The following is a 12544-nucleotide window of genomic DNA, read 5'->3' on the forward strand; positions in this document are numbered from 1 at the left end:
CGCCAAGTAATCTAGGCTGATTTATGGGTTTATCTTATATTTTTCAGATTGTTAGATTCTTAAAAAGCAAAAACGGCACTAAAAGTGCCGTTTTGGTGTGGGACGTTAGATAAGCAGATACTTAACTGTTGCGATTAAATATTACTTATTTTCTACATTAGTGAAAGCCAATGCGCTGTTTTCACGCGATCAAACATGTGTTGCCGATGTGGCATTGGCATCCATGATTTCTTAAAAATAGATCCTTAAATCGTCGGCTGTATTTGATGCTTTGGACGATTAAATTGGCAAACTCCGACGAACATTATCGCGCCTAACATAAGGGCGGAGAAGGGCACTGCTGTGCCATCATAGAACACCGCTAATAACGGCCCCGCTAACGCGCCACAGCCAAATCTTAAGGTGCCAATAACCGCCGTTGCCGTTCCGGTTTCTTGTTTGAACTTCATCAGCACTATCGCATCGGCGTTGACCGACATCACCCCTAGGCTGCCCATCAAAGGAATAAGCATGATCACGGTAAAATGATAGCTCATATCCAGTAGGTTGACGGTTAATAAACCTGCCCCCGCAATAGCACCAAAAAAGGTTGATACATGCAACATACGCAGCGAACCATAGCGGCCGACAATGCGAGTATTAATGATATTGGCCAACATCAAAGCGCCAACGTTGGTGCTAAACAAGATGGCAAAATAGGATTTATCTAAGGCAAAGACTTCCATATAAACGAAGGGTGATGCGGTGAGATAACAGAAAAACGCAAAAGACGTTAACACGCCGCTGGCAATGTTTAACTTAACGCCAGATCGGGAAAATACGGTCGCATAGGCACCAAGAAACGATTTTTGGCTGCGGGTATCCATATCTTTATCGCTGGGCATTTTTAGCGCAAACAGCACGAGTAATAACAGGGTTGCTGCATAGGCAGATTGAATGAAGAAGATTAAATGCCAATCACCGAGTTCTAAGATAACGCTGCCAATGCTAGGTGCCAGTAATGGCGCTAACATCATGATTAAACTCACGTAAGACATACCTTTGGCGGTATTGTCGCCATAGACTTCTTTGATGTATCCCGGCACCACCACAGTCGCTGCTGCGCCGATAAAGGCCTGCAAAAAGCGTAGTCCAAGAAAGATTTCGACTTGACCAGCAAAACCAATCAATAAACTTGTTAGCATAAAGCCACTCAGCCCCATTATCACCATAGGGCGACGGCCAATGCGGTCAGCTAAGGGACCGAAACACAACATGCCCAGTGCATAACCTGCTAAGTAGATACTCAGGGACTGTTGCACTGTTGTGATATCGGTATGAAAACTAAGGGCCAATGTCGACATCGCAGGTAAGTACATGTCGATGGCCAATGGTGTGATCGCGACAATCGCCGCTAGCATGGGAATAAGCAGTGCTAAATTCGGTATACGTCTGCCGTTATGGGCAGAAGGTTGTGATTGTGGGTCCACTGTTACCTCGGGTGGCGAAAGAATTGAAAGCGTATTTCTCAGGGTTATGCGGCGTGGTTTAAATTGTACTAGGACAATTCACTCTAATCCGTCCATTTTTAGCCAGCATCTTGCGCTAATTGGCGATGTTTGGGGAAAAGTGAATTGTGCTTCGATCAATTTTCACGGTAAGGCATTAAGCAATAGCATAGTAAAGCGCTAGGACAAATAAACCAATCTTTGCGATGATTTCTTTACCGTATTTTACCGATTAAATTGTAACTAAGTAGTAAGTCTCGATAATCGAGGTATAACCTTGGCGGCTCGAGCCGTTATCCTCCAATATGCTTCATTCAAAAGTGTTAGTTGTCATCTGAGTGTCACTGCTTTGTCATCTAGGTGTCTTTTATGCTGACTAATTTAGTGGGCTTTAGCTTCACCCTACTAAAAATAAAATATTCAGGAATGACACGATGAAAACACAACGACTCCCGCTTGCAGCCGCCATTATGGCGAGCTTATTACTCGGTGCTTGCAGCGGTGATGATGGCGCAGTAGGTGATAAAGGCGACAACGGCTTAAATTCACTGGTTAAAGTGACCGCATTAACTATCGGTGATGCAAATTGTCCCGCCGGTGGTCAGCGTATCGATACCGGATTAGATGCCAACTATAATGGACAATTGGATGACAATGAAATTGCAGTCGCGCAAACCCAATATGTTTGCCAGCCACAAACTGCAAGCTTAAAAGCAGAGTTAATTGGTCGTCATCAGACTGGCGTTTATGGCTTAAGTGCTGCTGAAATCGTTGAATATCACAGTGCATCTAACCGTATTTTTGTGGTCAATGCGATTAGCGGCAAAGTCGATATTATCGATGGCAGCTTATTAGCGACCTCATCAAACGCCACAGATCCTTTAGCATTGAATAATCTCGAAAAATTAGCAGAACTCGATGTTGCTAAGGATGTGGGTCAAACCTTTATGGGAAGCGTTAACAGCGTGAGTATTTCAGGCAACTTGTTAGCGGCTGCCATTGAGCGTGGTGACGCTGCAGGCAATAAAACCCAAGCCAATGGTTTTGTGGCTTTTTATCAGCTTAATGGTACAGATGCTCCACAGTTTATCAGCGCCGTCGAAGTCGGTGCTTTACCCGATAATGTAGTGTTCACCCACGACGGTAAAACCTTACTCGTGGCCAATGAAGGCGAACCTAATCCTGCTTATACCTTAGATCCTGAAGGCAGTGTTGCGCTGATTGCTATTACTGACGGTAAGCCTGCAGCCGCTGCGACCATCATAGATTTTAGTGTGTTTAATCAGGGCGGTGCGCGTGCAACTGAAATCACCGCTGACATTAAAATTAATGGTCCAATGGCGAGTGTGGCGCAGGATTTAGAACCTGAATATATCGCCATTAGCCAAGATAACCGCCGTGCATTTGTCAGTTTACAAGAGAACAATGCTATTGCCGTGATTGATATCGCCAATGCGAAAGTCTCGAAGATTTTACCGCTAGGCCTCAAAGATTACGGGCTTGATGTGAATAAAATTGATGCGAGTGACAAAGATAATCTTGTTAACCTGCAAAGCTACACAGGGGTGTACGGCATGTATCAACCCGATACCCTTGCTAGCTACCGTTGGAATAACACTGACTTTATTGTGACTGCGAATGAAGGTGACTCCCGTGACTATGCGGCTTTTTCGGAAGAGGCCCGCGCAGGGGATTTAGTGCTCGACCCGAATCACCCACAATTTGCCGCCGCAAAAGATAAAACCCAATTAGCGCGTCTTAAGGTAACGAAGAGCATGGGGGACGATGATAAGGATGGCGACTACGACAAAGTCGTGAGCTTTGGTGCTCGTTCCTTCTCGATTTGGAATGCTGATGGTCAGCAAGTGTTTGACAGTGGAAGTGATTTTGAGCGTATTACCGCCGCACTACTGGGGGATAAGTTCAACAATAACAACGAAGAAAATAAAGGTGATAGTCGCAGCGATGACAAGGGGCCAGAGCCAGAAGCTTTAGCCCTAGGCCAAATTGGTCAACGACTATATGCCTTTGTTGGTTTAGAACGTACCTCTGGCTTTATGATCTATGACGTGACTAATCCTTTCGATGTGCATTTTGTCGACTATGTTGTGAATCGTGATTTTGAAGCTGACTTCGTTGTCGATACTGATACTGGCGAAGTCAAAGGTGATGCAACATTGGCGGGTGATTTAGGGCCAGAAGGGATGAAATTTGTCAGTGCCGATAAAAGCCCTAACGGTAATCCTTTGTTAATCATAGGAAATGAAGTTAGTGGCACCACGAGTGTTTATCAACTCAAGATTAAATAGTGGTGCACTAGTAAGCTATAGCTAATGGCTCACCGATAGTTCATCAAGCTTGTCAGTAACATCAGCGCCAGTAGCATGCATGCTACTGACGCTTTTTTTATTCACTTTTCTACAAAATTCGCCATTTTGTGTGAATTAACTTCATCTGAAATGGCGCATGAAAATTGGCTGAGCTTAATGGTCTTTAAGTGCCTTTACACCACGGAATAGGCATTTTGTACGAGGGAGTGAATCGTTGCCTCGATACACTCAATTGCATGCTGAAATTGAGTGTCGTTTTCGGCGCCACCAAGGCTCAAGCGGATAAAATTGTCATGGCAATTAAAGTCATCACCATTACGGACTAATATGCCTTTTGCGGCCAGTGCGGTAACGAGATGATGGGCTTTGATATCTTCTGGCAGTTGTATCCAACCGTTTAACCCTCGCCAAGTTTGGGTTAATCCCAGCCGTTCGCCCATGGCGATACAGTGACTTTGGCGTTGACGTACGAGCGTATCTCGTTCTGCAGTGATATGACCTTTCTTTATCAACTGACAGGCTATTTCAATATTCAGCGGCGACACCATCCAGCATTGGCTATGAATAGCGAGTCGCACTTGGGCGATAAGGGGGTCGGGAACCAGAATAAAACCTTGCCTTAAGCCGCCAGAAAACAATTTGGACAGGCTGGAAATATAAATCACCCTTGGGATCGCCAGCTGTTTTGCTAATTGCCACAGGGGCGAATGCCATTCTTCAGGTAAACAATAATTCACGTCATCCTCAATGATATAGAATTGATATTGCTCTGATAATTCAAGGATTTTCTGCCGCTGGGATTCACTGTACTGAATGCAAGTGGGGTTTTGATTATTCAGTGTGAGATAGACTAATTTAGGGTTGTGGATCTGTAATAGGGCTTCAAAGCGCGGCAGATCTAATCCTTCGTGGGTAAGGGGCACTCCAACACTAGTGACACCAAGCTGTTTAGCACAAATTCTCACGCCTGGATAACTGTATTGCTCGTGTAACAGTACATCGCCTGTTGATAAAAATGCGCTCAAACAGGCAAAAATGGCTTGCTGGCCGCCATGGGTAAAGACCAGTTGCTCGGGTGTTTGCTGTATGCCGCGTTGGTTTAACCATTGGTGGAACACTTGTTGGTGTTGATCTAATGGACTGGCGCGATAACCGAGTAACTGACTCAATTTAGTGGGGTCTTTCGCTAATTGGCTGAGGCAATCGCTTAGGGTGCTGATTTGATCTGTGAGTGGCTGCTGACAGGTCGCCATATTCAATTGTACGTTACCCATTTCAGGTACAGGGGAGGCGTTGACATAGGTGCCATCTCCCACTCGTGCTTCGACGTAACCCCTTTGTTCCGCCAATGCATAGGCGCGGGTCACAGTGCCAATTGTGATGCCTAAGGCATCAGCTAAACGGCGCTGCGGTGGCAGTTTACTGCCTTGGGTTAACACCTTCTGCAAAATGCCTTGTTCTATGGCACTGACTAAGCGCTGATATTTCGGGCCTGAAAAAGTCGTTAGGTCTGGCGTCCAGATTGTACCCATGACAATAAATCCATTGATCTCTAATATTCTCCGTATATTATTTATTGCATCTTTTTATGTCAACAAATGTATGCATACAATTTAAGGCGAATATGAATACTGCACTGCTTTATGACCCACAATTATGGACTTTAATGGCCTCGACCGCGCTGTTTTGCGCTACTATGACAATGACTCCTGGACCGAACAATATTCTCTTAGCTAGCTCTGGAGCGCATTTTGGTGTGCTGCGTACCGTGCCACATATTGCAGGGATCCGCTTGGGTTCGACCTCTTTACATCTTGCGGTATTATTCGGCCTCGGTACCTTGTTTGAAGCATTACCGGTCTTGCACCAAGTATTGAAATATTTCGCTTTAGCATATTTGCTGTATCTCGCGTACAAATTAGTGACGTCGCCAGTGCAGAGCACGCATTTGGATGATGGACGAAAACCTATGACGCTCATTGAAGCTGCATTATTTCAATGGATTAACCCTAAATCTTGGATGTCGACGATTACCCTGTGTAGCGCTTTTACATTAAGTGGCGATGGCTTTTGGTTGAGTGCGTTTCTTGGCGTATTAATGTTCAACATAGTGGGATTTCCTGCATCATTTACTTGGGTATTTGTCGGTGCAGCGATCAGTAAGAAACTCAATACCGATAGACGTAAGCGCCATTTTAATTGGTTTATGGGCAGCTTGCTCTTAGTGTCATTACCTATGATATTACGCTAGCTTGGCTTGAATTAAGTGCCTAAGCCTATAAATATTCTGAGGAAGACACTCGCGTAATGATTGGCTTTATGCCATAACCAACATACTATTGATGGCTTTTTAGGTAATGACCTTTTAGCTGAACATTTTCAGTCTCAGTTATACTTGTTGCTTATCTTGATAGTGTGTATATGGAGGTTGCCGAGTGAAGTTCCCTAGTTTGATTTCGTTTATGCCGGGATTGGCGCAATTATTACAATATGAAAAGCAATGGCTTAGGGATGATGTGCGCGCAGGCTTATCCGTTGCCGCTGTGGCATTACCCGTAGCGATTGCTTATGCCCAGCTCACAGGTGTGAATGCTGCCGTGGGTTTGTATTCCTGCGTATTACCAATGTTGGTATACGCACTATTTGGCACCTCAAAACAATTAATCGTGGGTCCAGATGCGGCGACTTGTGCTGTTATCGCCGCGGTTGTCACGCCCCTAGCTGCAGGGGATAGCATGAAGCACTGGCAGTTAGTGATGACCATGACGGCCATGACAGGCTTTTGGTGCTTGATTGCGAGTCGTTTTAGGCTGGGGGTGCTCGCCGATTTTCTATCAAAGCCGATTTTGATGGGGCTGCTTAATGGCGTTGCAATTACCATTATCGTGGGACAGTTTTCAAAAATCTTCGGTTTTACCTTCGATGAGCGCTATTTAATTGAGCGCCTCAGCGGTGCGCCTTCCTACTTATCCAAAACCCATTGGCCGACATTGACTATGGGGATTGTGACGCTAGCGACTTATGCCTTAGTGAAACGGTTTCGTCCCCAATGGCCTGCTTCTATGTGCGCAATGGCGATGGCGGCTTTCCTTGTTTGGGTGTTTAACCTGACGAGCTTTGATATTAGCGTCGTCGGAGAAGTGACCTCTGGATTACCTTCATTCCAAGCGCCTGTATTTGATTTAGGTATCGCCCGTGAGCTTGTGGTACCAGCGCTTAACTTAGCCATGGTGAGCTTTGTGAGCATGATGTTGACGGCTCGAAGCTTTGCGGCAAAAAACGGTTACGATATAGATGCCGATAAAGAGTTCAGGGCATTAGGAATAGCCAATATAGCGTCTGCCATATCTCAAGGTTTTGCGGTGAGCGGCGCGGATTCCCGCACTGCGGTTAATGATGCCAATGGTGGTAAGAGCCAGTTAGTGTCTATCATTGCGGCGGTATTGATTGGTGTTGTGGCGCTATTTTTCACTGCGCCTTTGAAGTTTATCCCCAGTGCCGCCTTAGGTGTAGTGCTGGTGATTGCCTCTATCTCGCTTATCGATTTAAAGTCACTGTGGAATCTGCGAGTGCGGGATAGGTCTGCTTTTCTACTTGCCTGTATCACCTTGTTCTCTGTGTTGTTTATTGGGGTTATCCCTGGGATAACCTTGGCTGTATTACTGGGTTTATTCCAGTTCCTCGCTACTGTGATGCGGCCTACGGATCAAGTGCTTGGTTTAGATCATAAGGGCGTTATCCGCAGTGTCGATGAATCGGGTAAAGCTAAATCGGTTCCAGGAGTATTTATATATCGCTTTAATTCGCCGTTAACTTACTTTAATGCGACGTATTTTAAGCGCCGTTTACTGGAAAAGTTTATTCGGGAATCTGAGCCGGTCGATTGCATCATTATTGATGCAGTGCCTTGTTTTACCCATTTGGATTTAAGTGTGATGGCCATGTTGGCTGATTTACATCAACTGCTTAAAAAACGTGGCGTTCGTTTAGTGCTTGCGGGACGTAAACGGCAGATGCTGAGTTGGTTTGAGCAAGCGGGCATGCAGACAGGGGAAGGTGGTATTTTGATCCGGCCAGATTTGTATCTCGCCCTTAAAATGAATCAAAGCTATAAACAAGCCTTGGCTGAAGGGCAAGCGCCTGTGATCCAAAAAGTTCCTGATGACTCGGTATTGTTGCACAGTCATTTGTAGTTAACTGTAATGCCTTGTTTGATTAAACTGGGTCATAAAATAGCGCAGCTTAAGGTTGCGCTATTTTTTTGTCTTAATTTGATAAGTAAATCAATGGTATGACTTATTTTTGAAGGTATTCAGTTTTACCGTTTAGTCTTTGAGAATTCTATCTAGGGGAATAAAACCGTGAAAACCATAATAACCCATAGGGCCGAGTATCAGACTCAGTAGGCACCATAAGCACTTTTTGTTAGTGCTGAGATCCACTTTACTCTTGAAAGCCCGAAGGGCAAATAGACAATGCAATAGCACTAGGCCCCCAAGCATAATAACGATATTAATATCCATATTTTCCAACTGTCTTATCCTTGTGTTCTATCATTCACGTCCTTGAGTCTTTAGGCGTGGTTACTTTTCTTGAGAAGATTGTCTAGCTACGATTAGCTAAATTAGTTACCTAGTGGTAAATACCTTACTCGAATATTTTACCGATGGCTATAACATAAAATAAAAATAATCTTTAAATCTTATTGGCTTACACGTCTCCTAACAAGCAAATTGGAGAATGGCTAGCGTCCCAGATCACATATTTTTCCATCGCACGAATAAATATTTCACTCGAAATAAGTCGATTTAGCCAAACGGCGACTCGCGGAAAATCATCACTAAGTGCACATTTAAGATCCACTGCGGCAAACTGGCGTACAAAAGGTACGATTGCGTAGTCGGCAAGGCGAGGTGTATCGGCGACTAAAAAGGGGTGTTGCCCTAAGCATGTTTCAAGTTGCAGGAGGAAATAACTCGCCTGCTGATAATAATAAGCTTGCGTTTGCTCAGGGTAACGGTCGGCATATTTATAGCGGTCAAGCCATGGTTTAAATTGCTGATCATTGTGCGCGATAAGTTGTGCCATTTTATCTTCAATAGCAGGACTTTGCTGACACAATAGCTCTAAGGGATCTGCTTGCGTGAGTGCCCAGCGCATGATCTCAAGACTTTCGGCAATCACCTCACCGTTCGCTAGCACTAATACTGGCACAGTCCCCTTAGGTGAGGCCACTAGCATTTGTGGTGGTTTGGCTTTAAGGGTGATTTCACGGACTTCAACATTGCATTGGGCTAATAAGAGTCCCAAACGTGCTCGCATTGCATAGGGGCAACGGCGGAAGGTGTATAAGACGGCTAGAGTCATTCGGATTTCCTCTACTGTGCGGCGCCATGCGTGGAAGTTGATGCGACTAAAGCTGACGTCAGCATGTTTATGCATGCTTATTGACGACGCGAGTATGCCAATGCGAATGTTGCGTGCCAATCATGCAATATTCAAAGGGCGCAGATGGTAACGCTTTCATACTGGGATTTCTGCTTAATTTGCCATCATAGAATGATTTTTCTCACCACTGTGCGTAAAGAATTAAAGACCTTGTATTTTATCTGTGTTTATCTTGCTGTGACTCAGGTAGAATTCCGCGCTATTTTTGGGATCTGCAGCAAGGCTGCAGATGATTGATTTGTTTATGCACTGGAAATTAAGTTCCAGCCAGCAAAGAGGGTGTTATGGCTAAAGTTGTCGTATGTGCGTTATATAAATTCGTGTCGTTACCGCATTTTGAATCTATCCGAGCGCCATTGCTCGCTATGATGGAACAGGCCGAGATCAAAGGCACTCTGCTCCTCGCAAGTGAAGGGATCAATGGCACAGTTGCTGGCACTCAAGAAGCTATTGAAGCGTTATTAGTGTGGCTCAACAGTCAAAATGGCCTAGACAATATCGTTCACAAGTTATCATTTGACGATGAAATGCCGTTCTACCGCACTAAAGTCAAGCTGAAAAATGAAATCGTGACTATGGGCGTTGAAGGTATAGACCCGCTTAAAGTGGTCGGCACCTATGTGAAGCCTCAAGATTGGAATGCGCTCATTTCGGATCCTGACGTGATTTTAGTCGACACCCGTAATGACTATGAAGTGCAAATCGGCACTTTCAAAAATGCTATTAATCCTGTGACTGAAACCTTCAGAGAATTCCCTGAATATGTGAAGCAGAATCTTGATCCTGCTAAACATAAGAAGGTCGCCATGTTCTGTACTGGCGGTATTCGCTGTGAGAAATCAACTGCTTATTTAAAAGAGCAAGGCTTTGACGAGGTCTATCATCTCGAAGGTGGTATTCTTAAATACCTTGAAGAAGTGAAAGCGGAAGAAAGTTTGTGGGAAGGCGAGTGCTTTGTATTTGATAACCGCGTTGCAGTGAACCATGACTTGAAGAAAGGCCAATACGATCAATGTAATGCTTGCCGTATGCCAATCACCGAAGCTGAAAAACAGAGTCCTGCCTATCTGCAAGGTGTCAGTTGCCCACATTGTATCGATAAAATTTCTGACGAGCAGCGTAAACGTTTCGTTGAGCGTGAGCGCCAAGTTAATCTGGCAAAAGCCCGTAACGAAGCGCATATCGGTAGCGATGTAAATCAAGTGATTGAAGCGCGCCGTGAGAAAAAAGAAGCGCAGCGTCGACTCGCCGCCGAGAAAAATAACGCGAAAAAATCGCAAGCGCTTTAACTTTATATGCAATTAGATGAGTAGTGAGTTAGTCATGAGTTCGCACTGAGCTCATTTCGTACTCAGGCAGCTCGCACTCTGGCCCGACTCGTTCGGGCCATTTTTTTATGCCGATTTTAGTTTTAGCGTGAATGTGCTTTTAGGCCATTATTTAACTCATTATTTATCATAGCGCTATGCCGAAAACCTTAAATTTATGATAACTTTCAGTCGCTAGTATTAAAAATGTTAGTATTAACAACGCTAGCATTTAAAAAAAGTCGAGTGCTATAACGCGAAAGGAGCGATTCAGTGCAAGGTAGGCAAAGCGCATGAGCATTTGGAAAGAGCTATACGATATTTTCGATAAGGAACGCAGTCGCTGGCAGCAATCAAGCGCCAGTAAGCAGGCGATTGCCTTTGAGTTAAAAGCCAATTTGGGTTTTCTGGCCGATGCCTTAAGCAGCGGTTTATCGCAAAGCGCGATCGCCAGCGGTTTAGAATGCAGTATTTTTGAGGCAAAACTGAAAGAGGGCGCTGCACTCACTGCGTTAAATAACCGTAAAGTGACACTGAAATTTATTGGTGAATTTGCCGAATTTAATAAATATGTCGGTAAAGAGAACGACGCTTTAGTCGAGAATGCTTACGCTAGAATTAAATCACTGCAGAAGTTAGTCGCGGCTGAGTCCAATAAAAATCATGATCTTAAGATTAAATCCCTGTTTCGCTTTTTAGTCTTTTTAGTGGCGCACCTTGAGGAGCAGCCATTGAGTCGCACATCAGCGAAAAAAGCCTAAGGCTGATGAGTGGTATTGGCTAGCTTGTTATTTGAGAGACAAAAAAGGCGCCTGTGGCGCCTTTTCTATGTTTGCGAGCGTCATTGCTCAGTGTTTATAGCACAGTCTTTAAAAGGCGTGTTCAAGAGCGATCTTTAGACTCACTCTTTAAAAGCCGCCATTGAGTTTAGCCCCTAGGTGGCTCAGTTTTACTTATCTGCTTTATTGGGTTCTGAGTCCGCTGAACTTGGCTTGTTTGAAGCCGCATCGGCATCATTGTCTGCTGCCGAAGCCTTCGTAGTACCTGGCTTTATCTGCTTATCTTTACCATGTTGACCGAACTGCGGCAGTTTGAACTTAGCACTGTACTTCAACGCAGCAAGATTGCTGGCGATGACACCGACGATCAAAATAATAATGATCCAGACTTCTAAGGTCGACATACTCAGCTCCTGTTTCGAATTGACTCGCGCACACCTAACGGGCGATTAATCAACCGCTAAACGTTGCTCACATTTACGAATGTCTTCTGGCGTATCCACTTCAATAGAATCAAAGGCGCTAATGGCGATTTTGATTTTATGGCCGTACTCTAATGCACGTAATTGCTCGAGTTTTTCCAGATCTTCTAGACGACCTAATGGTAGGGCGGCGAAGGCCTGTACGAATTTGCGTGTATAAGCATACACACCTAAGTGCTTATAAACGGGGTAATCTTGAGTATCGCGGCCAAAAGGAATACGCGAACGAGAGAAATACAAGGCGTAGTTGTTGTTATCGAACACCATCTTCACATGCATAGGATCGTCAAGCTCGGCTTTATTGACGATTTCAAAGCCTAAGGTGGCCATTTCAAACTCACCAGGGTGACGCTCGAAGAGGCTGATGACTTGCTCGATAGAGGTTGGGTCAATAAGAGGTTGATCACCCTGTAGGTTGATCACTAAGTCGTCATCTTTCAGGCTCAGTTGGTTTATTGCATCATTGATACGATCTGTACCCGAGGCTGCATCTGGGCTGGTCATGACCACTTTGCCGCCAAAACCTTCAACGGCCGCTTTAATGCGGTCATCATCGGTAGCGACATAAATATTGGTGAGGCCTTTGGCTAACGACGCGCGTTCATACACGTGTTGGATCATTGGCTTGCCGTTAATCGGGGCTAAGGGTTTGCCCGGGAAGCGGCTTGAACCGTAACGAGCCGGGATTAACAGAGTCACATTCATCAAATT

The 12544-nt window shown here is 44.8% G+C and carries 12 protein-coding genes; 6 read left to right on the forward strand and 6 right to left on the reverse strand.

Annotation, left to right across the window (positions count from 1 at the left end; all coding sequences use genetic code 11):
• Positions 1-245 precede the first annotated feature (245 nt).
• Positions 246-1469, reverse strand: coding sequence for a multidrug effflux MFS transporter (locus KFE26_RS16525; protein ID WP_212601073.1), 1224 nt, complete (start codon positions 1467-1469; stop codon positions 246-248).
• A gap of 452 nt (positions 1470-1921) precedes the next feature.
• Here KFE26_RS16525 and KFE26_RS16530 point away from each other — a divergent pair, with 452 nt between their 5' ends.
• Positions 1922-3796, forward strand: coding sequence for a choice-of-anchor I family protein (locus KFE26_RS16530; protein WP_212601074.1), 1875 nt, complete (start codon positions 1922-1924; stop codon positions 3794-3796).
• A gap of 194 nt (positions 3797-3990) precedes the next feature.
• Here the strand turns inward: KFE26_RS16530 and KFE26_RS16535 are convergent, their stop codons facing one another.
• Entirely contained in the window at positions 3991-5349 is a 1359-nt protein-coding gene (locus KFE26_RS16535; RefSeq protein WP_212601075.1) for a PLP-dependent aminotransferase family protein, read from the reverse strand.
• Between the two features lie 92 nt (positions 5350-5441).
• Here KFE26_RS16535 and KFE26_RS16540 point away from each other — a divergent pair, with 92 nt between their 5' ends.
• Positions 5442-6068, forward strand: coding sequence for a LysE family translocator (locus tag KFE26_RS16540; protein ID WP_028760074.1), 627 nt, complete (start codon positions 5442-5444; stop codon positions 6066-6068).
• A gap of 184 nt (positions 6069-6252) precedes the next feature.
• A complete protein-coding gene (locus KFE26_RS16545) occupies positions 6253-8010 on the forward strand; it encodes a SulP family inorganic anion transporter (protein ID WP_105252613.1) in 1758 nt (585 codons plus the stop codon).
• 132 nt (positions 8011-8142) lie between these two features.
• Here KFE26_RS16545 and KFE26_RS24050 read toward each other — a convergent pair whose 3' ends face one another.
• Entirely contained in the window at positions 8143-8340 is a 198-nt protein-coding gene (locus KFE26_RS24050) for a hypothetical protein (protein ID WP_028760072.1), read from the reverse strand.
• Between the two features lie 187 nt (positions 8341-8527).
• Positions 8528-9184, reverse strand: a complete 657-nt coding sequence (locus KFE26_RS16550) for a glutathione S-transferase (protein WP_212601076.1) — start codon at positions 9182-9184, stop codon at positions 8528-8530.
• Positions 9185-9328: 144 nt separating this feature from the next.
• On the opposite strand from KFE26_RS16550, the gene KFE26_RS16555 reads away from it, so the two are divergent.
• From KFE26_RS16555 to KFE26_RS16565, 3 genes are all read left to right on the forward strand, one after another.
• A complete protein-coding gene (locus tag KFE26_RS16555; protein ID WP_198573292.1) occupies positions 9329-9502 on the forward strand; it encodes a hypothetical protein in 174 nt (57 codons plus the stop codon).
• Between the two features lie 47 nt (positions 9503-9549).
• Entirely contained in the window at positions 9550-10554 is a 1005-nt protein-coding gene (locus KFE26_RS16560; RefSeq protein ID WP_212601077.1) for a rhodanese-related sulfurtransferase, read from the forward strand.
• Between the two features lie 311 nt (positions 10555-10865).
• The gene (locus tag KFE26_RS16565; RefSeq protein WP_212601078.1) at positions 10866-11333 is read left to right on the forward strand and encodes a hypothetical protein; all 468 of its coding nucleotides are present in this window, start codon (positions 10866-10868) and stop codon (positions 11331-11333) included.
• Between the two features lie 188 nt (positions 11334-11521).
• Here KFE26_RS16565 and KFE26_RS16570 read toward each other — a convergent pair whose 3' ends face one another.
• Entirely contained in the window at positions 11522-11755 is a 234-nt protein-coding gene (locus tag KFE26_RS16570; RefSeq protein WP_212601079.1) for a DUF2897 family protein, read from the reverse strand.
• Positions 11756-11800: 45 nt separating this feature from the next.
• Positions 11801-12538, reverse strand: coding sequence for an 8-amino-3,8-dideoxy-manno-octulosonate cytidylyltransferase KdsB (kdsB, locus tag KFE26_RS16575; RefSeq protein WP_212601080.1), 738 nt, complete (start codon positions 12536-12538; stop codon positions 11801-11803).
• Positions 12539-12544: the final 6 nt, after the last annotated feature.

This window comes from Shewanella sp. M16 (assembly GCF_018224605.1).
GTDB lineage: Bacteria > Pseudomonadota > Gammaproteobacteria > Enterobacterales > Shewanellaceae > Shewanella > Shewanella oncorhynchi.

What these genes read in the sequence shown, in the direction of transcription:
- KFE26_RS16530 (WP_212601074.1), top strand. Translation starts at nt 1,922, where the DNA reads ATGAAAACACAACGACTCCCGCTTGCAGCCGCCATTATGGCGAGCTTA.
- KFE26_RS16535 (WP_212601075.1), bottom strand. Translation starts at nt 5,349, where the DNA reads ATGGGTACAATCTGGACGCCAGACCTAACGACTTTTTCAGGCCCGAAA.
- KFE26_RS16540 (WP_028760074.1), top strand. Translation starts at nt 5,442, where the DNA reads ATGAATACTGCACTGCTTTATGACCCACAATTATGGACTTTAATGGCC.
- KFE26_RS24050 (WP_028760072.1), bottom strand. Translation starts at nt 8,340, where the DNA reads ATGGATATTAATATCGTTATTATGCTTGGGGGCCTAGTGCTATTGCAT.
- KFE26_RS16550 (WP_212601076.1), bottom strand. Translation starts at nt 9,184, where the DNA reads ATGACTCTAGCCGTCTTATACACCTTCCGCCGTTGCCCCTATGCAATG.
- KFE26_RS16555 (WP_198573292.1), top strand. Translation starts at nt 9,329, where the DNA reads ATGGTAACGCTTTCATACTGGGATTTCTGCTTAATTTGCCATCATAGA.
- KFE26_RS16560 (WP_212601077.1), top strand. Translation starts at nt 9,550, where the DNA reads ATGGCTAAAGTTGTCGTATGTGCGTTATATAAATTCGTGTCGTTACCG.
- KFE26_RS16565 (WP_212601078.1), top strand. Translation starts at nt 10,866, where the DNA reads ATGAGCATTTGGAAAGAGCTATACGATATTTTCGATAAGGAACGCAGT.
- KFE26_RS16570 (WP_212601079.1), bottom strand. Translation starts at nt 11,755, where the DNA reads ATGTCGACCTTAGAAGTCTGGATCATTATTATTTTGATCGTCGGTGTC.
- kdsB (WP_212601080.1), bottom strand. Translation starts at nt 12,538, where the DNA reads ATGAATGTGACTCTGTTAATCCCGGCTCGTTACGGTTCAAGCCGCTTC.